Source organism: Streptomyces sp. CS113 (genome assembly GCF_002188365.1).
Lineage (GTDB): Bacteria > Actinomycetota > Actinomycetes > Streptomycetales > Streptomycetaceae > Streptomyces > Streptomyces tendae.
The window spans coordinates 7,886,073-7,907,947 of the sequence record NZ_KZ195574.1; the positions used below are offsets into that span (position 1 = coordinate 7,886,073).

Genomic DNA, 21,875 nt, shown 5'->3' on the forward strand with positions numbered 1-21,875 from the left:
ACATTCCCGTCGGCCTGTAAGGACCATCCGAGTCAAGGGAATCCCGTTGACACACCAGTCATCCGGAAGACGGCGGCGCCTGCTCGTGCTCGCGGCCACCCTCCTGGTCACCGCGGCGACCCCGCACCTGACCGCTTCCGCGGACACCTCGTCCCCCAGCGGCGCGGCAGCCACCGCACCTTCTGACATCGTTGCCCATCCCGCAGCCGGGCCCGCCGAGTCCGTCGTGACCCTGCTGACCGGCGACAAAGTCACGATCACTCCCGCCGCCGGCGACGGCCCCGGCACCATCACCGTGGAAGGCCCCGACGGCCGGCCCGTCGGCGCCCGGGTGATGACCGTGGGCGGCGACACCTACGTCTATCCCGACTCCGCCCGCAGCTACCTCGCGGCCGGCGCCCTCGACCAGCGGCTGTTCAACGTGACCCGGCTCGTGGCGGACGGCTACGACGACGCCCGCCTCGGGCGGCTCCCGCTCATCGTCACCTACGGCGGCCAGGAGGCCGGCGCGGCCACCCTGCGCGGGCGGGCCGAGGCGATGCCGGGTGACATCACCGGGGTGCGCCCGCTCACCAGCGTCAACGGCGTCGCGCTGGCGACCGACCGCGAGGACACCGGCGCCCTGTGGTCGGCGCTGACCGGCCCGGCGGGCAGCGCGCGGGACGCGGCACCGGCCTTCAAGGGCGGCGTCGCCAAGGTGTGGCTCGACGGCAGGGCCGAGGCTGTGCTGAGCGACTCGGTCGCACGCATCGGCGCCCCCGACGTCTGGTCCGGCGGCAACACCGGCGAGGGCGTCGACGTGGCCGTCCTCGACACCGGCTACGACCCGGACCACCCCGATCTGAAGGACGCCGTCGAGGACAGCGACAGCTTCGTCCCCGGCGAGGACGTCACCGACCGCAACGGCCACGGCACGCACGTCGCCTCCACCATCGCGGGCAGCGGTGCCGCCTCCGACGGCAAGGAGAAGGGCGTCGCGCCCGGTGTCGACCTGCACGTCGGAAAGGTGCTCAGCGACGCGGGCTCGGGTTACGACTCCTGGATCGTGGCCGGCATGGAATGGGCCGCACGGGACGCGGACGCCCGGGTAGTCAGCATGAGCCTCGGCAGCAGCGAGTACGCCGACGGCCAGACCGTGCTCGCCCGGGCCGTGGACGCGCTCAGCGAGGAGACCGGCGCGCTGTTCACCATCGCGGCCGGCAACGACGGCCCCGACGCCCAGACCGTGCGGTCGCCGGGCACCGCCGACGCGGCCCTGACCGTCGGCGCGGTCGACTCCGCCGACGCCATCGCCGACTTCTCCAGCCGCGGCCCGCGCTACGGCGACGACGCCCTCAAGCCGGAGATCACCGCGCCGGGCGTCGGCATCCTGGCCGCCAGGTCCCAGTACGACGACGCGGGCTCCGGCTCCTACGTCACTCTCAGCGGTACGTCCATGGCGACCCCGCACGTGGCCGGCGCGGCCGCCCTCGTCGCCGCCGCGCACCCCGACTGGACCGGCAGCCGCATTAAGGACGCCCTGGTCAGTACCGCGAAGGCGACGCCCGACATCAGCGCCGACGACGGCGGCAACGGCCGCGTCGACGCCGCCGCGGCGGCCACCGGGACCCTCACCGCCACCGGCAAGGCGGACGCGGGCATCCAGTCCCCCAGCACGGACCAGGGCACCGTCGAGTCCGCGGTCACCTGGTCCAACACCGCCGACCGGCCCGTCACCGTCGACCTGGCCGTGGACGCACCCGGCGTCCCCGCCGGCGTCTTCACCCTCGCCCAGGACCGGCTGGAGATCCCGGCTCACGGCACGGCGAGCGTCACCCTCCGCACCGACGCCGACAAGGCCGGCGAAGCTCGCCGCTGGACCGGCCGGCTGACCGCGACCGCCGACGGTACCGTGCGTACCCGCACCCTGCTCGGCGTCAGCACCCGCCAGCGCCTCGCTCACGTCCGCACCACCATCACTGGCCGTTCGGGCGAACCCACCGACGGCGTCCTCACCTTCTTCCGCGAGGGCGACGAGTACGCAGGCACCTACCTCTACGGTTACGGTGCCTCCGACGAACTCCTGCCCTCCGGCCGCTACACCGTCTACGCGGACTTCCGCGTCGAGGGCACGCACGGCGCGTCCTCGGCCGGGTATGCGCGCATGGTCCTCCCGCAGGTCGACATCACCGGTGACACCGACCTGACGTTCGACGGCAGGAAGCTGCGGCAGATCAGCGCGGTGACTCCGAAGAAGACGGAGAACCTCGCCCGCCGCCTGGACTACCACCGCCGGTTCGACGACGGCTCCACAGTCACCGACAGCGCCCAGATCGGCGACGGATACGACAGCATGTGGACGGCCCCGACGGCGTCGGCCGGATACGGCGAGCAGTACCTGACGGCCCGCTGGCGCAACCAGCAGCCGCTGCTGACGGTGACCGCCGGCGCGCAGGAGTTCGACGACCTCTGGATACTGCCCGGCTCGGCGAAACTTCCCGACGGCGCCTACGACCTGGACCTCATCCACCCCGGCGACGGTCTGGCGGACGACTACGAGGGCGTCGATGCCGCAGGCAAGGCCGCCGTCGTCCGCTGGGACTCCGGCGACGAGGACACCGCGGACGGCAAGATCCGGGCCGCGCAGGCGGCGGGCGTGAAGCTGCTGCTGTTCGTCCACGACCTCGACGGGCGGCTGCGCCTGCCCATCATCAGGTCGACCATCGAGGTCGCCGGCCTGTCCCGCACCGAGGGCGAGAAACTGATCGCCCGCGTCGACGCGAGCGGGTCGGGCAGCGTGCCGCTGCGCGCCGTCTCCCACCCCGACACCGACTACCTGTACGACCTGGTCCGCACCTGGAAGGGTGCCATCCCCGCCGATCTGACCTACGCACCGAAGGAACGGCAGCTCGCCCGCGTCGAGACCCACTACCGCAACCCCGACGGCCGGGAGGTGTACGAGAACCGCTACGACATCCACCCGTGGACGACGTACAACGTCGCCACCAGCCGCCTGAGCACCGCAGGCACCCACCGGACCGACTACCTCACCACCGGCTCCGCGTTCGCATGGTCCGAGGACGCACTGCTGTACCCGATCGTCTTCAGCTCCTCCGACCCGGTCCGCTACCCCGCGGGACGGACCACCGAGGCGCACTGGTTCGGCCCCGTGACACGGCCGCGCATCAACAGCGGCATCCAGCCGCCCACCCGCACCGGCGACCGAATCGACGTCGCCGTCCCGGCCTGGGGCGACTCCGGCGGCGATCACGCCAACTACGTGGGTTTCGGCAGCCCCGAACCCATTGAGCAGGCGGAGCTGTACCGCGACGGCAAGCTGCTGGCCACCGGTTCCGCCGGTGTGACCGCGACCGTACCCGCCGCCAAGGGCACCTACCGACTGGTGCACACCGCGTCCCGTCAGGCCACCGCCGAGTTCCCCTACTCGACCGCCACCCGCACCGAGTGGACGTTCGCCTCGGCCACACCCGGCGCCGGTGGGACGGCCCAACTGCCGCTGGTGCAGGTGGACTACGCCCTTCCGACAGACGAGGCGGGCAGGGCGGAGCGGGACGCCACGCTGCTGGTCACACCCCTGCACCTCGCGGGCGGCCCGCGCGCCGCACTGCACACGCGGAAGGTGGAGGTGTCCTACGACGACGGCGATACCTGGACCACGGCCCGCGTCAGCGGCCGGGGCAACGGCAAGGTGAGCGTCGAACTCGGCGCGCCGAAGTCGGCGCGGTACGTCACGCTGCGGGTACACGCCAGTGACAGCCGCGGCAACACCGTCACGCAGACCGTGGTGAGGGCTGCGGGCATAGCCCACTGAGCCGCGGGAGGGGGTAGGTACCAAGCTCCCTCCCCGGCGACCACAGCCTCGCGGTCAGCGCTGGAGTTGGCCGCGAGGCTTCCCTCACCGAAGAGGAGATCGGCCGTGTCTCAGGATCGGCGTGCTCGCACCGTCACGAGCACGCCGCCTGCGGTCATGAGTACTGCAGCGCCGGCGAGCCACGCGGTGTGGTCCCTCGAGCCGGTCTTCGCAAGACTAGGACGTGAGCCGTCCGCAGCCTGCAGGATCAGTCCAGTGACGTCCTCCGGATTTGTCTCGAGGACAGCGTGTGGGGCGTCGACCTCGACGGTGGTCGAGCCAGCTCGTTCGGCCATGAACCGGAGATTGTCGGTTCCGATGGTTCGGTCCTCAGTCGCGACGAGGAACCACGACGGAACGGACTTCCACGCGGCCTGCCCGCTCGGTTCCCCCACGGTCACGGGGGTAGTGGGCCGTTGCGAGGCGGCCAGAACGTTGGCTTCGCTTGCTTCGAGGCGATCGCTCAGGAACACGCTGCTGAACTTGTTCGGCTTGATGTACAGATCTACCTCGCCGCTGCCGCTCCCGTACGGGACAGCGTCCAGAGACGTCGGAACTGGCGCCTCGGGGTCGTCGGTGAGCTGACTGCCGGGATACCGTCCAAGTATCTGCTCCAGGGACTCACCCTTGTCCGGCGCGAACCCGGCGATGTAGACGAGCGACTTGACGTTCGGATTACCGGCCGCGGCGTTGGTGATGACTGCGCCACCGTACGAGTGCCCGACAAGCACGACCGGACCCTTGATCGTCTTCAGCCGGGCAGCCAGGTAGGCGGCATCACCGGAGAGACTACGCAGTGGGTTCGCGGTGGCGACCACGGGATAGCCCCGAGCCTGGAGGCTCTTGGTGACTTCGCCCCAACCAGACGCGTCAGCCCAGGCGCCATGCACCAGGACGACGGTGGGTTTCGAATTGTGTGGGAGGTCGCCACCCTTCTGAGACGCTGCGGACGGGCTGGCGGCCATCAGCGCCGAAGCGGGTAGGAGGAAGGCGAGGGGGAGAGCCTTTCGAGCAGACCGTATGTGATTCATGCGCACTCTTCCTGTGAGGCAACGATCGATCGGTTCGACCCTCCGTGTCACCCATGACGACGGCACTCGGACCGAGCCGATCGGGTGAAGAGCTGGCTGCCTACTGCCCGAACCGTGGGCGCCTTTGCTGGGCTCGGACTCAAACCTCCACGATGCCTCCATCAATCGGGAAGCAGGGGCAAACGCCCACCCACGAGCCCTCGGCCTGCTCAGAGGACCCACCGGAGCATGACTGGTGCCCCGGACAAGGAGAGCCAGACCGTCGGCAGGCCCCAGTCGATAGGCGTGTCCCTGGCGAGGCCGACAGGTCCCAATCGGTGGCCGGATTTCACCCGGCTTGGAATGCACCAGTGAGCCTCATCCAACCTGCTCGTGATGTCCGGTAGTTGGACGGTCCCGCGACATGAAGAAGCTCCTGGTAGACGGTGTTTCGACCAAGATTCATCGTGTCCCACCAGGAGCTTTGCTTGCTTGACTATCCGTCGGGGATCGATCTGTCCACCCGCAGCCTGCGGAATCTGGCTGGGCAACTCGCGTCCCGCAGACAGGAGATCGGTACGCGGTGGCGGCGCCTATCTGCTGGCCGCCAAGCCCTGCTCACCCTGGCGCACCTGCGGTGCGGTGACACCTATACCCAGCTCGCGGCCGGGTTCGGGATCGGGCTCGCCACCGTGTACCGCTACATACGCGTAGCGATCGACGTGCTGGCCGTGCTCGCGCCGACTCTCGGCGGAGCAATGGCTACGGTCCGTACGAAGCCGTACGTGATCCTCGTCGGCACCGTGCTGCCGGTCGACCGGATCTCCGCCGACCGGCCCTACTACTCCGGCACGAAGCGGCATCACGGCATGAACATCCAGGTGTTGGCCGATCCGTTCGGTCGGCTGCTGTGCGCTTCGCCCGCGCTGCCCAGTGCGATGCACGACCTGACGGCGGCCCGCGAACAAAGCATCATCGACGCCCTCGTCAGGGCGGACCTCAAATGCCGGGCCGATAAGGCGTATCGAGGGGCGGCCCGCGTCGTCCGAGTCCCGTTCAAGGGGCGCCGCCTCAAACGGTGGCAGCGCCGTCGTTCGAGGTCTCGCCGCCAGCTACGCCGTTGACAGCAAACGGCGCCCCTGTCTGGGAGTTAATCCGCCAGCTGGGAGAGGACTCACTGTGCCGGCTGGCCGCAGAAGCGACGCCTTGCCTGAGGTCCGGGCGAGCCTTCTACTCCGGAGCGTCCGATTCCCTATGGTCCTCGTCGTGGAGGGAGGGGAAGACATGCCCTGTGTCACGGATGGCATCGCACGTTTAGTCGAATTCCTTCCTCCATGCCACCGTGCGTGCGTGCCATTTTCCGTAGGTCTCAAGGATGAACGGCTCACTCAAGGGAGAGTTGAACTTCTCGCATTCTTCCTGGCTTCCAGGAAGCTTGTTGAAGTCACCATCCGCCGCGGCGATTTCGTCACAGGCGACCTGCGGCCTCACGTGGTAATCGGAGGTCGCCGGGCGCTGGCCGCAGGACAGTTTGGTGAATTTCCACCCGCGGTCCGGAAAAAGGATGAAGTCCCCTTCCTGTAGATTCGGGTATTCCGCATCAGCGAGGTCAATCCATTCCTGCGGGGGAGTGTCGAGTGGGGCAGCCGAGACGGATGCGGTCATTGGCGCAGACTTCAGGGCAGCGGAGCAAGCAAGGAGTGCGGCACGTCGAAGCATGGAACGATCCTTGGTCGGCGGAAGGGCACCACGCATCGGAACACCACGTGTTCCGATGCGTGGTGCCGACACGCACTCAGACCGGCGTTCTCGTGGCCGCTTACAGCCTGCAGGGTGAACGAGGCGGGCCTTGAAGGGCCGTTCCTCGCCCAGGCCCATCCGGCGACCCTCCTCGGCGGGATCTTGGTCCCGTGCACCGCCTCCGCCGCGGGCCATCACGGGTGGGCCGCGGCGGCGGGCCGCGGCCGGCAGAGATCCACTCGCAGCGGGGTTGGCGAGGCCAGGGTGCGCGGTGAGGAGGATGGTGTCGTGGGGGTGTGCGCGTCGGGCGGTCAGGTCAGCTGGGCCGGCGGTGGGTGGTTCGCGACTGGAGCGCCTGTGGGTCGTTAGTGCTGGTGATGACTGTGGCGAGTGACAGGGGTGGTCTGGCAATGGCTGGGTGCGGTGGTGGCGTGGAGTCGCCCGAGTTGCGTGCTGCGTACGAGGTGTGTGAGGCCGAGGCCCGGCAGTTCGCCGTGGAGTTGTGGGCGGCGGCGGAGACGCTGCCCGTGGAGACGAGGCGGTCCTTGTACGCGATTGCCAGTTGGTCTGCCTACACGGACCGGATCATCGATGAGGGTCCGCTGGAGGGCCGTGAGGAGCGGCTCGCGCAGTGGTCGGCCGACACTCTGGCCGATCTGCGCGCCGGGCACAGCTCGCATCCGCTGCGCAGGGCCCTGGTGGACACGGTGCGCAGGTGGGGTCTGGATGAGGCGCTGATCGAGGAGCACCTCGACTCGGCGCGCGCCGATTGTGCGGCTGCTCCGGTGTTCGAGACCTTCGGGGACCAGCGGCGCTATCTGCGGGGGTGTTCGGGGGCTCTGGCGGAGCTGTGGGTGCCCTTGTTGGAGCCGCGTGGGCCGGAGGCGTTCCGGCTGATGTCGGTCCTGGGCGAGGCGTGCCAGGTGGCGGATCTGTTCGAGGATCTGCCGGATGATCTCGCGGCCGGCCGCTGCTACCTGCCCCGGCAGGACCTGCGCGGACTGGGGTTGGACGTCGATGACCTTCGACGCGGTGAGCGGGAGGAGGCATTGAATGCGTTCGTGGACGCGCAGCTTGCGCACTGGCGTGGGCTGCTTGAGGAGACTGTCCTGGCCCCCTCGGCCGTGGGAGCCCAATACCAGATCTTCGTGCATACGTTGCTGCTCGGCGCGCAGATGCACTTTGACGAGGTGACGCTGCTGCGATCCCGGGTGCTGACACAGGGGCTGGAGTCGTTGGTGACGGGGGACGGCCAGATGTCCCGCCGTGCAGCCCGGCCGGGCGCGGGGCCGACACCCGGCCACATCGCGGTGATCGCGGACGGCAATCGGCGCTGGGCCGAGGCACGCGGTCTTCCTGTGGACCAGGGGCACCGTGCGGGTATCCGCGCGGTGTTGAGACTGGTCAATGCGGCGCAGCGGACGGGCATCCGGCATGTGACCGTGTACATGTTCTCCACGGAGAACTGGTATCGCTCGCAGGGCGAAGTGGCGGCCCTGTTCGATGCATTTGCCGACTGGTTCGCCCGGGGTGCGCAGACGCTGCACGAGCTGGGTGTGAAGGTGCGCTGGAGCGGGCGCCGGGACCGGCTCAAGGAATCGCTCGCGTCCTCGCTCGAGCTGCTGGAGAGCATGACGGCGAACAATGACAAGCTCACCCTCACCATCTGCCTCGACTACGGCGGCCGGGAGGAACTGGCCGCCGCCGCCCGCGCGCTGGCCGCCGAGGCCGTGGCGGGAACGATCCGCCCCGAGCAGATCGGAATGGCCGAGGTGGCCCGGAATCTGTATGTGCCGGAGATGCCCGACGTCGACCTGCTGGTCCGCACCTGCGAACAGCGCATCAGCAACTTCCTGCCCTGGCATCTCGCCTACGCGGAGCTCGTGTTCGACCCTGCGCCCTGGCCCGACTTCGACCTGGCCCGGCTGCGGGATGCCGTGGACAGCTACGCGGGCCGCGAGCGCCGTTTCGGCGGGGACGCCGAGCTGCCTGCTCAGGCCGGCAACCTGGAGCCGGCCCGGAACGGATGAACGGTCCGGACCGGCGCCCCGTCAGCCCTTGGGCGGGGTGTACAGGCCCTCTGCGGTGACGTGTGCCAGCACCGTGTCCAGGGTGAAGGAGGGTTTGCCGAAGGTGTGCGTGAACCGGTCCAGCAGTTCCTGCGTGGGCCGCAGCGGCACTTCGGCGACCTTGACCCTCATCGGCTTGCCCGGCGCCACGCTCTGTGTCGTCAGCCGGCCTTCGGCCAGGCCGGGCCGGAACACCGGGGCGTGCCGGATCTCGGCACCGTTGGCCACGTACGTGCCCGACACCTCCCCGTTGTGGAGGAAGCCCTCCAGATCCTCCACGTGGAAGCTGGCCCGGGGGGTACGGAAGACGACCCCGCCGTCCAGCCGTCCGGCACCGCTGGCCCGCTGCAGGTCGGCCAGGGAGGGATCGCCCTCACTGGGCCGCAGCGGGAACCGGATCGCGGTGCCGTGGGCGTTTTTGACCAGCCGGGCCGGGGCCACCGGCTTCACCACCACCTCTTCGCGATCCAGCACCGCCTGGCCCTGCGGGGTCCAGCGGACCTCGACCCAGCCGTCCGAGACCGTGCCCAGCCTCCCGGCACCGGCCGCATCCGCCACTCCGGTCTCGGATGCCGCGGCGTCGGGCGCCGCACTGGTGAACGAGGCCAGCAGGGGCAGGGACAGGCCCGCTCCCACCACCGATCGTCGTTTCGCGCTCATTGAACCGTCCTCTCTCGGGCCGCAGGGTCACGGCCCACAAAGATCAACGGACGACCCGGGGCCCGGCAGACGGGCGCGCCCGGGAATCACTCGAAAGCAGGGTGCGGTGCGCGGCCGCCAACCTGGCGCGCAGCATCGCCGAGGCCGGGCCGGGGCCGCGGGCGGTGACGAACGACGACGAGGAGTGCGTGACGATCGCGGGCGGGCCTCTCGTCGAGGCGGCGGAGACCACGCGGCGCGCGCCATTGACGGTGATGCGGGCCCGCTGAGCCCGACCTGCGATCTCGTGGTCCTCACCGGACCTTGGAGGTATGGCGAGCGCTCCGGTACTCGTGCATCCGCCGCTCGGTACGGGCGGCGGACGCGTCGCCGCGCGCGGACAGAGCCTCGGCCTCGCCCACTCCGATGGGGACGTGGTCGAGTTCCTGCGCAGGGTGGGGTTGGAGGATGCCGAGGGGTTGCTCGATGATCCATCGTGGGTGAAGTGGCGGGGTGGGCGTGCACACCACTATGAGGCGGCCTGACTCGTCACTCGTGAGGCTGGCGTCAAGCGGCCGAATCGCGTGTCGGCGCCACGCACCTGCGCGCGACTGTGTTCAGTGGGTGGCGAATCCGCCCCCCACGTGAGGATCACCCTTGTTCACTCTGCGCCGTGAAGCCCTTCTTGCCTGCTCCGCCGTTCTCCTGGCAGTCCCGACCTCGATGGGCGTCGCCTCGGCTGTCCCCGAAGACGAAGCCCTTGCGGCGACCGCCAACGATCCGCAACCCCCCGCTACGGACGAGGCCACGGACGAGGCAGACGACCCCTTCGCGGGACTGGGCGACAAGGAGTTCATCATCCAAAGGACCCTGGACGGGAAGGGCGGGGTGGGCATGACGTCCATCAAGCTGCGCTGCGGCGACGACCCGGCGAGCAGCGAGTCACTCGATGGGCTCGGCGCGCACCCGTCCCCTCAGCTTGCGTGCGATGAGATCGCGGCGGCAGGCGGTGACCTCAACAAGCTGCCTGGTCTCCCTGATTACCAGTGCACGGAAGAAGATAAGGCCCCGAGTGATGAAGAGGCCTTCTTCATGGGACGTGGTGTCTGGAACGACAGCAAGACGAGTTTCAGCAAGTCATTCACGAATGTGTGCGATGAGATTCGCGAGACGGGCCATGTCAACCAGGTCGTCGCCGCGGATCTGAAGGGCGAACACAAGGGCTGATCCGGCCTCGACGGCGGCGGTTAACCGAATTCCTCGTCGCGCGCACTGTAACCGAACTCCAGGAGACTGCCGTGAACGATAAGGCCATTCGCCTTGATGTCGAAGATCGTGAAGCCATTGGGAGGCTTCATAGCATGGGGTACCCAGAAGCTCTTTGCGTTGAGGCCTACTTCGCGTGCGATAAAAACGAAGACAGGGCTGCAGATTATATCGCGCAGAGGTTGGGTGAGGAATTCAACGATAATTGACCGAGGTGGTGGCCCGGGTGCCCACCTCTGCGCTCATTGCCTGGCCTGGGCCAATGAGCCTCTTCCAAACTGGCGGCGCTGACCGCGAGTTGAGCAGTCGTGCACAACGACGAAGCTCCTGGTAGACGGGTTCTCGACCAAGATCACCCATGTCCCCTAGGAGCTTCGCGTGCTTGTCTACCCGTCCTCGATCGACTTGTCCAACCGCACCTTGCGGTTCCTGGCCGGACAACTGACAGCCAAACGTCGGGACATCGGGACCCGGTGGCGACGGCTTCCCGTGGCACGGCAGGCCCTGCTCGCCCTGGCCCACCTGCGATGTGGTGACACATACGCCCAGCTCGCGGCCGGTTTCGGCATCGGGATCGCCACCGTCTACCGCTACATACGTGAGGCCATCGAGGTCCTGGCCGCCCTCGCCCTGGCCCTGACCGAGGCGATGAAGACCTCCGGACGAAGGCGTTCGTCATCCTCGACGGCACGCTGCTGCCCATCGACCGTATCGCCGCCGACACCCCGTACTACTCCGGGAAAAATAAACGCCACGGCATGAACGTCCAGGTTCTCACCGATCCGTTCGGCCGTCTGCTGTGGGCCTCACCGGCCTTGCCCGGCTCGACCCACGATCTGACCGCCGCCCGGCAGCACGGGATCATCGACGCCCTCGCCGCAGCGGGCCTCAAATGCTGGGCGGACAAGGCGTATCAAGGCGCCGGCAGACCCGTCCGCGTCCCGTTCCGTGGCCGCAGGCTCAAACGATGGGAGCGTCGCCACAACGCCACCCACGCCAAGATCCGCTGTGTCGGTGAGCAGGCCATGGCCTCCCTCAAGGGCTGGCGGCTCCTGCGGAAACTCCGCTGCAGCACCAACCGCATCACCAACATCGTGAAGGCCGTCCTCGTCCTCCACCACGCATCAACGTGAGGTTGGATAGAGCTCAATGACGGCGATGAGACTCGGTTGCGGCAGATCGTCGATGAGCTTCGCCGTCACATCGCCCAGATGGACAGCCCGTACTTGCTTGACCTCAGGTGGATGAACGGTGAGCCGTTCATCCACCTCGGCGGCTCTTCCAATCACCGCTCATCTCCTAACGTTGTCGAACTGTTTGAGCATGTGGCCATGGTCGCCCCCGGTTCCTACGGCCTCCTCCACTTTGACGATGACGAGGAACCGGATCGCGAGAACGAGATACGGGTGCTGAGGCTCGTTCGAGGCACGGTCACGCAGCACAGGGAGGCATTGCTGTCTCCATACATCCCGACGGTGGAAGACCCCTTTACGGGTTGAGGCGTCCTCGGGGGATCAGGCTCGGAGCCAGAGCCGGATCGCGGCCACCGTGACGGTGCCGTGGAAGACGTAGGCCCGTTTGTCGAAGCGAGTCGCGACGGCACGGAAGCTCTTCAGGCGGCTGATCGTCCGCTCGACCTCGTTGCGGCGCTTGTACCGCTCCTTGTCGAAGCCGACAGGTCGGCCGCCTCTGCTCCCACGACGCCGACGGTTGGCTCTCTGGTCCCTCGGCTCGGGAATGGTGTGCTTGGTCCTGCGCCTGCGCAGGCAACGGCGGTTACGGCGGGACGAATACGCCTTGTCTGCGCTGAGTCGGCCCGGGGTGGTGCGCGGCCTTCCTTCTCCGGTGCGGCGCACGCGGATGCGCTCGAGGACCGGGATCATCTGTGGTGCGTCGCCCCACTGGCCGGGAGTGACCAGCAGAGCGAGCGGTCTGCGGCCGCCGTCGCTCGCGAGGTGAATCTTGCTCGTCAGTCCGCCCCGGGACCTTCCGAGCCCCTCGTCGGGGCGGTGCTGCCGAGGGGTTGATCTTTTTTCGGTGTCCGCGGAGCCTTCCTGCGGGCGCCGGCGGCGTGCTGGTGGGCGCGGCAGGACGTCGAGTCGACGCCCACCATGCTCCAGTCGATCCGGTCCTCGGCATCGGCTTCGGCCTGGACGGCCTGGAGTATCCGCTCCCAAGTACCGTCGGCGGACCAGCGTCGGTGCCGTTCGTAGACCGTCTTCCACCTGCCGAACCTCTCCGGCAGGTCTCGCCACGGGATCCCCGTCCGCTCACGGAACAAGATCCCGTTGATCACCCTTCGGTGGCCGGCCCACCGCCCACCGCGCCGCCCGCCCACGGGCAGAAGAGGCTCCAGACGGCGCCACTCCTCGTTCGTCAGATCACCACGACCCACGACCAACTACACGGCCACGGACATCGGAACACTCATGATCCGCCAGACACGCCTTAGTCCTCGGGACCGCTCCGTGGATCGGGCAGCGCCGTTTGACGCACCGGTAGGAGAGGCTCACGGCCCTCGACCGCATCACGCGCCGTTACGCGAGGTCTGCACCCCAAGCAACGTGACGCTGGCCAGCCTCACGTGCGGCACTCCGGTCCGCTTCGGTGTCGGAGATCGGCGCTTGCCAGTCGTGCAGGTGGACGTCGGCGTCGGACGTGGCGGTGACGTTTGCTGTGGCGGTGAGGTCGGCGCCGGTGAGCTGGGCGCGGGTCATGCCGGTGGCGGGCATAGGTCGAAGGTGGTCACCGGCACGAGTATCTGTCCGTCGGCGTACGTCGGGACGGAGACGTGTGTGGTGTCCTGGCCCACGCGCACGATGCGGACCTGGATCCGCTGGTAGGTGGCGGTCACGCGGCCGTTTCTACGTCACTCCGGCCGAGAGGGACAGCGCCTTCGGCGTGCTTGAGCGCCTGGCGGGCGGCGACCATGGCCTCGCCCTTGATGCCTTCGGCCTCGCAGCGCTTCCACCACGGGTGGCACTGCACCTGCGCGGTGGCCGTGGGCAGTTCGTCGAGGAGACGGTCGAACTCGTTGGCCTCGGCGGCTGTCCGGCCGGGGGAGGCGGGCCGGCCGGAGTTTTCCCGGCCCCGCTCGGTCTCCTCGGGCCAGCCGTCGTGCGGCTCGCGGGACCAGGGGAGGGTGGCCTGGTGGGCGCGGAGGGCGGCGTACAGTTCGGCGGCCTGGCGCTGGGCGGCGAGCAGGCCGGCGGGGAAGGCGTGCGGATCGAACGTGTCGGGGGCGGGGGTGCTCATGTCGGTGAGCCTAATCCGAGCGGCCGACATTGCCCGGGTGTGCTGGTCACGGGGCGAGGGGGGTGATGTCGGCGGGGGTGAGGTCGGGGCGTGTGCGGTGCAGGCGTGCGGGGTGCCGCCATCGGCCGGCTGCGTCGCGGGCGACGTCGACCTCGGCCCCTACGACGAGGTCGGGCCGGATGAGGTGGACGGGGAGCACCTCGCGCGTCCCCCATCTTGCCGAAAAGGTCCGGCCTGCCCAAGGGTGTCTCGCTTCGGGGGTGGTGAGCAGCTCGGCGAGTGCGGTGCCGGTGGTGCGGGGCAGGGTGGTGGTCCGGCCGATGTACCGGAGTCGGCCGGCGGTGTCGTAGCGGCCGAGGGGCAGGGTGCGCGGCGCGGTGACAGAGCCGGTGACGGCGCTCACGATGGCGTCCTCTGTGGCCCGCACCTTGTACTTGGCCCACGCTCTGGCGCCCGGCCTGTAGGGGGCCCAGAGCGGTTCCAAGCAGAGGCCTTCCAGCCCGGCCGATGTCCAGGTCAGCCATTGGCGGGCGGTGTCCGGGTTGGTGGTCGACTGGCACAGCGTGAGTGGTGCGGTCAGCCGGTGCTCGGAGAACAGTTCCTCGAGCGCCGTTCTGCGCCGGCTGTAGGGCCAGGGGGGAGGTCGGTGCCGCCCTGGCGCATGAGGTCGAAGACGGAAGCGCGCAGGTTCGCAGAATCTCGTTTCCGCAAAAAGGGAAACTCGCGCGTGGGCCCGTGTTCCCGGCGGTATCGCGAACGGGTTACGTAACTGAAGCACATGTACGAGCGGACAGAATCAGCCAACCAAGAGAATCAAGCCTCAGTCGGCGTGGGGAGCCGAGGCTGTCCGCGCTTCATTCGGCGCCAGCCGGCGTGCCATGGAGGTGACACCGCCGACGAGCATGTCGAGGTTGAAGTCGTAGTACTCATCAGGGCTCACGCAGTCGGCCAGTGGGTCCGCACACCAAACCACCGTCGGGTACCGACGGGGGGACAAGGCTGTGAGCGACGCTCTCTTGGCTCGAACGGCATCTTCGCGCGCCTCCTCGTCACTCGGATGCTCACGTCCAGGCTCCGCGGTGACCAGGGCAATGACGGCACTGAGCAGATACCCGCCCACCTCTGCAGTGCGGTCCGCTGGCAGGTTGCCGAGCCGCAGTAGCGAAAGGGTGCGTTCGGTAAGGGCGAGGCCCGCCGGGGACGCGAGGACCCGCGATGACAGCAGAGGGGCGACGGCGGGGTGGGGGCGCAGGGCGGCCAGGAACGCCGCCAAGACCGCGCTCAGTTGCTGAGCCCACGGCGAGGAGTCCTCGGGCGGGAGTTCCACGTTCGCGAACAGGCGCTCGGCCATGCCGTCGAGCAGCTGGTCCTTCTCCTTGAAATGCCAGTACAGGGCGGTTGGAGTGACATTGTGCTGCTTGGCCAGCCTACGGATGGTCACCGCCTCCAGCCCCTCGACGTCGGCGAGTGCGATTGCACTGTCCGCGATCACCTCCCGACTCAAGCGCTCTTGCCCGGGGGCCGCAGTTCTTCTCATGGGCGACATGTTGACAACTCTACCCTGGACATGTGTCATGTCTGTAGTACATGAACGCTGTACAGGAACAACGTACAGGAACGTTGATAAGCACGCCTTTCCCTGGCGGTCTGGTCCTCAGACCGCTTGCTTCAGCTCCCCTCCGCTCCGGCCCCTGGCGCGCTGGCGGGGCTTTCCGTTGACGGAGACCTCGATGACCACAACCAGCCGCTCCGGAACACGCTCCGAAAACGTCGCGGAACCCCACCTGGACCCCGCCCTCGTGGAGCGGCTGACCGCAGCGGTGAGCGCTTCCGCAGAGCCGGCGACGACCCGGGCACCTTTCACAGGCGCGCCTCTCGCGCAGATTCCTCAGTCGACCGCCGCCGATGTGAACCAGGCGTTCGCCGCCGCCCGGGTCGCCCAGGTCGAATGGGCACGGCTCACTCCAAAGCAGCGGGCCCTGCCCTTCGCTCGGTTCCATGACGTGCTGCTCTCGCGGCAGGAAGAGATCTTGAACCTCCTGCAGTGGGAGACGGGCAAGGCCCGGCACGACGCCTTCGACGAGGTGATGGAGGCCGCCACCGCCTCCTTGTATGCGGCGCGGCAGGCACCGAAGGTGCTGCGCACACGGCGTCGGCAAGGTGCATTCCCTGTGTTCACCCGCGCGTTGGAGTCCTTCCGCCCTAAAGGCGTGGTCACGGTCATTACGCCATGGAACTACCCGTTGGCACTGGGGCTGGACGCGATCCCGGCGCTCCTGGCGGGCAACGCGGTCGTGCACAAGCCGGACACCCAGACGGCACTGTCGACTCTGTGGCCGCGCATGGTTCTGGAGGAGCTGGGCCTGCCGAAGGGTCTGCGGCAGGTCGTGCTCGGTGAACCGGCGGTGATCGGGGATGCGTTGATCGACGGCGCCGACTTCGTCAGCTTCACCGGTTCAACCCGGGCAGGGCGCTCCATCGCTGGGCGTGCGGCGGAACGTTTGGTCGGATGCTCCCTGGAGCTCGGTGGCAAGAACCCGATGGTCGTGCTGGACGACGCCGACTTGGATGCCACCGTCGAGTCTGCAGTTCGCGGCTGCCTCGGCAACTCGGGGCAGATGTGTGTCGGGATCGAGCGCATTTACGTCCACGCCAATGTCTACGACGGCTTCCTGGCGCGGTTCGCCTCCAGGGTGGAGCGCATGACGCTCCGACCGGACTTCGACTTCGCCACCGACATGGGGTCGCTCACCAATTCCCGGCAACTGGCGCACGTGCAAGAGCATGTGGAGGCAGCACTCGCAGCCGGCGCGCGGGTCGTGACCGGGGGTCGAGTACGCCCCGACCTGGGTCCGCTGTTCTACGAGCCCACCATCCTGACCGGAGTCCCCAAAGGCACCCCCGTGCGCGATGAGGAGACTTTCGGACCGGTCGTCTCCGTCTACCGGGTCGACTCGGACGACGAAGCCGTACTCGCGGCCAACGACAGCCCCTACGGCCTCAACGCGGCCGTTTACAGCCGAAGTGAGGCAAGGGCACGCACGCTGGCCGCACGTATCCAGGCGGGCACGGTCAACATCAACGAGGGTTACGCATCTGCCTATGCCTCGCAGGGCGCGTCCATGGGCGGCATGAAGTCCTCGGGTGTAGGCCGTCGTCACGGCCCCGCCGGGCTGGTGAAGTACACCGAGCCGCAGACGGTCGCCAGTCAGCGACTGCTCGGCTTCGACCCGCCCTTCGGGATGAGCAGGGCGCGTCAGGTCGCCCTGTTCACCACCTTGCTGCGCATCTTGAAGATGCTGCGAATCCGCTGACCCCCTAGACCTTTTCCCCACCTACCCAAAGATCATCGAGGAGCCGTCATGAAAGTTCTTGTCACTGCAGCAACCGGATACCTCGGGCGTGCGGTCGCCCAGCGTCTGCAGAGCGCCGGCCACCACGTCTCCGCTATGGCGCGCTCCGAGGTCAGCCTGAGGGCCGTGGCGGCTGCCGGGTTCCGGCCCGTGCGGGGCGACATAACCGACCCGCTGTCTGTGCGTGCCGCGGTCGCTGAGGTCGACGCGGTCATCGAGACTGCCGCTGCCGATAATGAGAGTGCCACCGAGATCCTGCTGGAAGCCGTAGCAGGGACTGCGAAGCGCTACGTGCGCACCAGCGGCACCTCGGTGTTCACCGAACTGTCCGGTGGTGAGTCGAGCGATACGGTGCATGCCGAGGACCCGGCATTTGAGCCGATTCCGCCGGTGCAGCACCGCTTCAGCCTGGACCGCCGGGTCGTCGCTGCTGCTGCAAGCGGAACGCACACCGTGGTGCTGCGGCCCGGCATGATCTACGGAGGAGGCGGGAGCGAGCAACTGCCTGTACTCCTGCGTGCGGCTATGCGCGATCGCGTGAGCCGGTACATGGGATCTGGGCTGAACCGCTACCCCAACGTGTTCCTTGACGACGTCGCCCAGGCTTACGTGCTGGCGGTGGAATCGGCGCCTGCCGGGGGCGAATACAACATCGCCGCTGATGAGGCAACGATGCGGGAGATCGCTGAGGGCATCGCACAGGTGCTCGGGCTGGAGCCGGCTGTCTCGGCCACGATGGAGGAGATGATCGAGGCGATCGGACTGCTGTACGCGCTGGGCCTGTCCAGTAATGCCCGCGTGGACGCTTCCAAGATTCGCGCTGAACTGGGCTGGACGCCACAGGGACCCTCGCTGCTCGACGACCTGGTGCACGGGTCCTACCAGAAGGTATGGGGGCACCGGGAGGTAAGTCTGCAAACCGGGGATGTGCCGCGGTGAGCGGCGCCAGGCCAATCCGGCGCACCACACCGCTGGCCGGTGAGATCATCGCTACGGACTTCGTCAGCTGGAGCCCGGCGCTTCGGCAGGAGTTCGTGGTCAACGCGATGAACGTCCAGGTCGGCTCCGAGCTCCTGTCGGAGACTGATGAACTGAAGGTGTGGCACATCCACGTGCCGCCGGGCGGGCGGCTGGCCGCTCACCGGCACGTGCTGGATTACTTCTGGACGGCCTTGACCGATGGAGTCAGCATCCAGCACACGGACGACGGCACCACCCGGAGAGTCTCCTACCACGCGGGCGACACGCGGCACTTCGCCTTCCCCGGCGAGGAGTACCTCCTGCATGACCTGTGCAATGACGGCCCGGCCGAATTGCGGTTTCTCACAGTCGAGCACAAGCTAACCCGTTTCCGCTGACCAGAGGAGTGACGTGGCATGCGGAAGTCAGACACCTGTCGCTTCAAGCAGGTCAGCAGGATCGCGAGCGTGTGCCTCGGAATTCCCTAGGAGGCGGGGCAACTGCGTAGCGACAGTGACGGGTTTGCCGATCAGTGGGCGGTTTCGAGCTCCCCCTGTTACTGCCTCGGCCCAGCCCCGCCGCCGGATCCTTCTCGCGGTTTCGTTCTTGCTGCGGACTCGGCGGCCTGACGCCGGGCCGCGCACGTCCTCTCGGGCCTCGTCCAGGCGGAGATGGCGGACGCCGTCCTGTTCGGCGGCCCCGTCTCTGGCCTGGCCGCCGTCCGGGACCAAGGAGAAAGAGCCGCTCAGGATCCGCTCCCGCTCGCTGAGACGGGGCGGCTCCCATTTGGTTTTCAATGTGTGCCGTAGTCCTGCGGGCTTGTCAGGCCATTGCGCCACGCCCATGCGATCAGCGCACCGCGGTCCTCAAGCGCGAGTTTGGCCAGCAGGTGGTTGAGGTGCGTCTTGACCGTCGCCTCGCTGATCACCAGATCACGGGCCACCTGACGGTTGTTGCGGCCTTCGGCGACCAGCCGCAGCACGTCGATCTCGCGGCGCGTCAGCCCGGCCGACGCGCCGGGCTCGTCGTTCGCCCGCCGTACGGGCGGTGAGGCGGAGTCCAGCTGCTGGGTGACGAGTTCGATGAGGCGCCGCTGTACCGCGGGATCCAGTGCGGTACGACGGGCAGCGACGTCCCGCACGGCGGCCAGCACGGCCTCGCCCGTGGCGTCCTTGGTGAGATATCCGGCCGCTCCGGCCCGCAGAGCCGGCAGCACCGCATCGTCGTCCGCATAGGTGGTCAGCACCAGGACCCGCGCCCCGATCCCCGCGGCCAGTACCCGCTCCGTCACCCCGGTGCCGTCCAACCCCGGCATCCGCAGATCTACTACCACGACATCCGGACGCGTGCGCACCGCCAGGTCGACCGCGTCCAGACCGTTGTCCGCCTGCCCGACGACTTCGATGTCCTCGGCCGAACCGAGCAGCAGCACCACCCCGTCGCGCACGACGGCCTGGTCGTCGGCGACGACCACCCGGATGGTCACGTCCTCTCCTTCCCCGCGCGGCCCAGCCTGCCGTCCGTGCCCGGCCCGTCCACCATTGTCTCCCCCGCACGGCCGCCGCCGGCCCCGGCGTCGAGCGTGGCGGGGCCGCCTCCCGTCGGCACCGCGGCGGGCACACGCAGCACAATCCGCCAGCCCGGCCCCTCCGGCGCGGGGCCGGTGCTGAGCGAGCCCCCGACGGCTTCGATCCGTTCACTCATGCCGCGCAGTCCCGTGCCGCTTCCCCGCACTCCCGTCGGAACGCCGCGGGGAGGCAGCCCGTAGTCGCGGATGGCGAGGCGCAGTTGGTCCGGCTCCCAGGCCACGTTCACATCGATGCGACTCCCCGTGGCGTAGCGCGCCGCGTTCGTCAGCGCTTCCTGCACGGCGCGGTAGACCGCGTGGCCCCCCTCCGGCGACAGCCTGCCCGCCTGGCCGGCGACCCGCATCCGGACCGTGCCGGGGTAGTGCTCGACCAAGGCCGCGAGGTCGTCCACACCGCGCAGCGGGCCACCGCGCAGCGCTCCCACCGCTGCCCGCACCTCCTGCACGCCGTCCCGCGCGAGATCAGCGGCCCGGTCAAGAGGCCCTGTCAGGGACTTACCGACCCCCTCCCGGGCGGCGACCGCTCGCAGAGCCTGGAGCTGCATCGACAGAGCGGCCAAACTGTGCGCCAGCACATCGTGCATTTCCCGGACGATGCGGGTGCGCTCCTCCATGGCTGCCGCCTCTTTCTGCGCCTCGCGCGACGCCTCCACCTCCGCGAGGAGCGCTATCGCACGGTTGCGTTCGGCCTCCAGCGCGGCGTGCTCGACGAATCGGTCGGCCAGGATCCACGCGGCTGCGCCCGCCAGCAGGCCGGCCCAGCTACCGGTGATCATCATGATCAGCACGCCGAACCCGGTGGCCACCACGGCCATCACCGCAGCCCGGACCGGACCGGGAGCGATCCGGGTGGGAAGGAACGCGACACCGAACAGGATCGGCACCTCGCCCAGCCCCGCGGGCGCCAGGGCGGTGATCGCGAATCCGGTGCCGATCGTCAGCGACAAGCCCACGACCGCCTGCCGTGCCGAGGAGGCGCGCTGACCCCAAAGGGTTCCCACCACGGCCACCACCCCGAGGACACCGACGATCAGCTTGCCCCAGGTGGCGTGCGCGGCAGGCACGGACACCGCGACGCTGATCAGCATGGCCACCGCGCCCACCAGTCCGCGCCGCTCCCGCAGCCTCTCGTGGGGCCGGGTGGTGGCGGCCGGGACATTCATCATCACGGCTCTTCCCTTCCTCGTCCGGTCACAGCCCATAGGGCCATGCTCTCGACGACGCGCACCGCACCGCCGGGCCTGCCCGTCCAGGTGGGGGGCGCAGGCCCGGAGGTGCGAACGGTGAGCCCAGGAGTTCACGCGGCCTTCGCCGCCGCTGTTTCCTTGCGCGCAACGGCCGCCCATGCGGTCCCGACGCCCGCCACGGTCAGCCATGCGGCCTGCGGCCAGATGCCGATGCGCTCCCAGACTCCCAGACCGACGTGCAGGAGGGACCCGGAATCCGCGGCCATGCCGGTGGCTGCGATACCGACGACAGCAGCGACGAACACCAGGATGCTCAGCACCCCGCTCAGGGCGTGGCCCCGGCGTAGACGCCGAAGACCGATGACGGCCATGCCCGCACCCCCCACCACCGTGTGGATCAGGGCCCCCAGCGCATGGACCGTCAGGTTCGTGTCCTCGGGCCACACGCCGACCAGGACGGTGCCCAAGCCGCCGACGGCCAGCAGCACATTCCCCGTCAGGTGTCCGCGCTCGGCGGTCAGAAGCGCCCCTACGGCCCAGGACACGCCCCACAGGATGATCGACACGTTCATCACCGAGTGCGCCGGTGAGCAGACGTAGGGACCGGTGCCGGACGGGAACCGGGCGCAGTGCAATGCCCCGAGGTCACTGATGAAGTTCCTGCTCAGCGAGTACGGCGTCCGCCAACCCGCGGCCACGGCAGCCTGCACGAGGAACCACTGGAAGGACGAGAACAGCAAGAACGCGCCTGCCATGCGACGCCCGGTGACCGCAGTGCCGGGCGCCCCGGCACGCGCTAGGGACGAGCGGGTACGTGCGTGAGGTGTGAACGACGTGTCCGGAACAGCCATGGGATGCACCTTCTTCTGCCCTACAGGATCACGTCACACAGGTGAAAGAGACGAGCGATCGCTGCAGGTGGCGGGTGGGAACACACCCCATCCTGCGCAACCTGCCC

The 21,875-nt window shown here is 68.7% G+C and carries 22 protein-coding genes and 3 pseudogenes; 12 read left to right on the forward strand and 13 right to left on the reverse strand.

The window, feature by feature from the left end:
• The first annotated feature begins 46 nt into the window (after positions 1-46).
• A complete protein-coding gene (locus tag B9W62_RS35560) occupies positions 47-3,811 on the forward strand; it encodes a S8 family serine peptidase (RefSeq protein ID WP_143665490.1) in 3,765 nt (1,254 codons plus the stop codon).
• 110 nt (positions 3,812-3,921) lie between these two features.
• Here the strand turns inward: B9W62_RS35560 and B9W62_RS35565 are convergent, their stop codons facing one another.
• Positions 3,922-4,815, reverse strand: a complete 894-nt coding sequence (locus B9W62_RS35565) for an alpha/beta fold hydrolase (RefSeq protein ID WP_306426478.1) — start codon at positions 4,813-4,815, stop codon at positions 3,922-3,924.
• Between the two features lie 533 nt (positions 4,816-5,348).
• On the opposite strand from B9W62_RS35565, the pseudogene B9W62_RS35570 reads away from it, so the two are divergent.
• A pseudogene (locus B9W62_RS35570) lies at positions 5,349-5,978 on the forward strand (transposase family protein); the annotation flags it as partial.
• Positions 5,979-6,174: 196 nt separating this feature from the next.
• Here B9W62_RS35570 and B9W62_RS40380 read toward each other — a convergent pair.
• Positions 6,175-6,525 carry an SSI family serine proteinase inhibitor gene (locus B9W62_RS40380; RefSeq protein ID WP_179235826.1) on the reverse strand — a complete coding sequence of 117 codons (351 nt, stop codon included), beginning with the start codon at positions 6,523-6,525 and terminating at the stop codon, positions 6,175-6,177.
• A 506-nt stretch (positions 6,526-7,031) separates the two neighbouring features.
• Between B9W62_RS40380 and uppS the strand changes: the two genes are divergently transcribed.
• A complete protein-coding gene (gene uppS, locus B9W62_RS35580) occupies positions 7,032-8,630 on the forward strand; it encodes a polyprenyl diphosphate synthase (protein ID WP_256976692.1) in 1,599 nt (532 codons plus the stop codon).
• Positions 8,631-8,651: 21 nt separating this feature from the next.
• Here uppS and B9W62_RS35585 read toward each other — a convergent pair whose 3' ends face one another.
• Positions 8,652-9,329, reverse strand: coding sequence for a hypothetical protein (locus B9W62_RS35585; protein WP_087811032.1), 678 nt, complete (start codon positions 9,327-9,329; stop codon positions 8,652-8,654).
• A 101-nt stretch (positions 9,330-9,430) separates the two neighbouring features.
• Here B9W62_RS35585 and B9W62_RS40385 point away from each other — a divergent pair, with 101 nt between their 5' ends.
• From B9W62_RS40385 to B9W62_RS35610, 6 genes and pseudogenes are all read left to right on the forward strand, one after another.
• Positions 9,431-9,598 carry a hypothetical protein gene (locus B9W62_RS40385; protein ID WP_179235827.1) on the forward strand — a complete coding sequence of 56 codons (168 nt, stop codon included), beginning with the start codon at positions 9,431-9,433 and terminating at the stop codon, positions 9,596-9,598.
• Between the two features lie 42 nt (positions 9,599-9,640).
• Positions 9,641-9,853: a hypothetical protein gene (locus B9W62_RS40980; RefSeq protein ID WP_087811033.1), complete on the forward strand. Its 213-nt coding sequence runs from the start codon at positions 9,641-9,643 to the stop codon at positions 9,851-9,853.
• A 112-nt stretch (positions 9,854-9,965) separates the two neighbouring features.
• Positions 9,966-10,535 (forward strand): SSI family serine proteinase inhibitor, encoded by a 570-nt coding sequence (locus B9W62_RS35595; protein ID WP_087811034.1) that lies wholly within the window; start codon positions 9,966-9,968, stop codon positions 10,533-10,535.
• Between the two features lie 71 nt (positions 10,536-10,606).
• Positions 10,607-10,783, forward strand: a complete 177-nt coding sequence (locus B9W62_RS35600) for a hypothetical protein (protein WP_087811035.1) — start codon at positions 10,607-10,609, stop codon at positions 10,781-10,783.
• 169 nt (positions 10,784-10,952) lie between these two features.
• Positions 10,953-11,707, forward strand: a pseudogene (locus B9W62_RS35605) (transposase family protein).
• A gap of 6 nt (positions 11,708-11,713) precedes the next feature.
• Positions 11,714-12,073 carry an Imm7 family immunity protein gene (locus B9W62_RS35610; RefSeq protein ID WP_087811036.1) on the forward strand — a complete coding sequence of 120 codons (360 nt, stop codon included), beginning with the start codon at positions 11,714-11,716 and terminating at the stop codon, positions 12,071-12,073.
• Between the two features lie 15 nt (positions 12,074-12,088).
• Here the strand turns inward: B9W62_RS35610 and B9W62_RS35615 are convergent.
• The 7 genes and pseudogenes from B9W62_RS35615 to B9W62_RS35635 form a co-directional block, all read right to left on the reverse strand.
• A protein-coding gene (locus B9W62_RS35615) for an IS5 family transposase (RefSeq protein ID WP_107424233.1) occupies positions 12,089-12,969 on the reverse strand; the annotation gives its coding sequence in 2 pieces (ribosomal slippage) (positions 12,089-12,609 and positions 12,609-12,969; 882 coding nt in all).
• Positions 12,970-13,111: 142 nt separating this feature from the next.
• Positions 13,112-13,306, reverse strand: coding sequence for a hypothetical protein (locus B9W62_RS35620; protein WP_087811037.1), 195 nt, complete (start codon positions 13,304-13,306; stop codon positions 13,112-13,114).
• A complete protein-coding gene (locus B9W62_RS40390) occupies positions 13,288-13,428 on the reverse strand; it encodes a hypothetical protein (RefSeq protein WP_179235828.1) in 141 nt (46 codons plus the stop codon). Before B9W62_RS40390 ends, B9W62_RS35620 begins: the two co-directional genes overlap by 19 nt.
• Positions 13,425-13,829 (reverse strand): hypothetical protein, encoded by a 405-nt coding sequence (locus B9W62_RS35625; RefSeq protein WP_087811038.1) that lies wholly within the window; start codon positions 13,827-13,829, stop codon positions 13,425-13,427. Before B9W62_RS35625 ends, B9W62_RS40390 begins: the two co-directional genes overlap by 4 nt.
• A 46-nt stretch (positions 13,830-13,875) precedes the next feature.
• Positions 13,876-14,232: a hypothetical protein gene (locus B9W62_RS40395; RefSeq protein WP_179235829.1), complete on the reverse strand. Its 357-nt coding sequence runs from the start codon at positions 14,230-14,232 to the stop codon at positions 13,876-13,878.
• A gap of 84 nt (positions 14,233-14,316) precedes the next feature.
• Positions 14,317-14,607, reverse strand: a pseudogene (locus B9W62_RS41275) (hypothetical protein); the annotation flags it as partial.
• 42 nt (positions 14,608-14,649) lie between these two features.
• The gene (locus B9W62_RS35635) at positions 14,650-15,321 is read right to left on the reverse strand and encodes a TetR/AcrR family transcriptional regulator (RefSeq protein WP_218781998.1); all 672 of its coding nucleotides are present in this window, start codon (positions 15,319-15,321) and stop codon (positions 14,650-14,652) included.
• Positions 15,322-15,559: 238 nt separating this feature from the next.
• On the opposite strand from B9W62_RS35635, the gene B9W62_RS35640 reads away from it, so the two are divergent.
• The 3 genes from B9W62_RS35640 to B9W62_RS35650 are packed head-to-tail and all read left to right on the forward strand — an operon-like array spanning position 15,560 to position 18,540.
• The gene (locus B9W62_RS35640) at positions 15,560-17,143 is read left to right on the forward strand and encodes a succinic semialdehyde dehydrogenase (RefSeq protein WP_087811040.1); all 1,584 of its coding nucleotides are present in this window, start codon (positions 15,560-15,562) and stop codon (positions 17,141-17,143) included.
• Positions 17,144-17,191: 48 nt separating this feature from the next.
• Positions 17,192-18,121: an NAD-dependent epimerase/dehydratase family protein gene (locus tag B9W62_RS35645; RefSeq protein WP_087811041.1), complete on the forward strand. Its 930-nt coding sequence runs from the start codon at positions 17,192-17,194 to the stop codon at positions 18,119-18,121.
• Positions 18,118-18,540 (forward strand): cupin domain-containing protein, encoded by a 423-nt coding sequence (locus B9W62_RS35650; protein WP_256976693.1) that lies wholly within the window; start codon positions 18,118-18,120, stop codon positions 18,538-18,540. The genes B9W62_RS35645 and B9W62_RS35650 overlap by 4 nt, the downstream gene beginning before the upstream one ends.
• A 395-nt stretch (positions 18,541-18,935) precedes the next feature.
• Here the strand turns inward: B9W62_RS35650 and B9W62_RS35655 are convergent, their stop codons facing one another.
• From B9W62_RS35655 to B9W62_RS35665, 3 genes are all read right to left on the reverse strand, one after another.
• A complete protein-coding gene (locus B9W62_RS35655; protein WP_087811042.1) occupies positions 18,936-19,628 on the reverse strand; it encodes a response regulator in 693 nt (230 codons plus the stop codon).
• Positions 19,625-20,896, reverse strand: a complete 1,272-nt coding sequence (locus B9W62_RS35660) for a sensor histidine kinase (RefSeq protein ID WP_256976816.1) — start codon at positions 20,894-20,896, stop codon at positions 19,625-19,627. Before B9W62_RS35660 ends, B9W62_RS35655 begins: the two co-directional genes overlap by 4 nt.
• A 131-nt stretch (positions 20,897-21,027) precedes the next feature.
• Positions 21,028-21,672 carry a DUF998 domain-containing protein gene (locus B9W62_RS35665; RefSeq protein ID WP_179235830.1) on the reverse strand — a complete coding sequence of 215 codons (645 nt, stop codon included), beginning with the start codon at positions 21,670-21,672 and terminating at the stop codon, positions 21,028-21,030.
• Between the last annotated feature and the right edge of the window lie 203 nt (positions 21,673-21,875).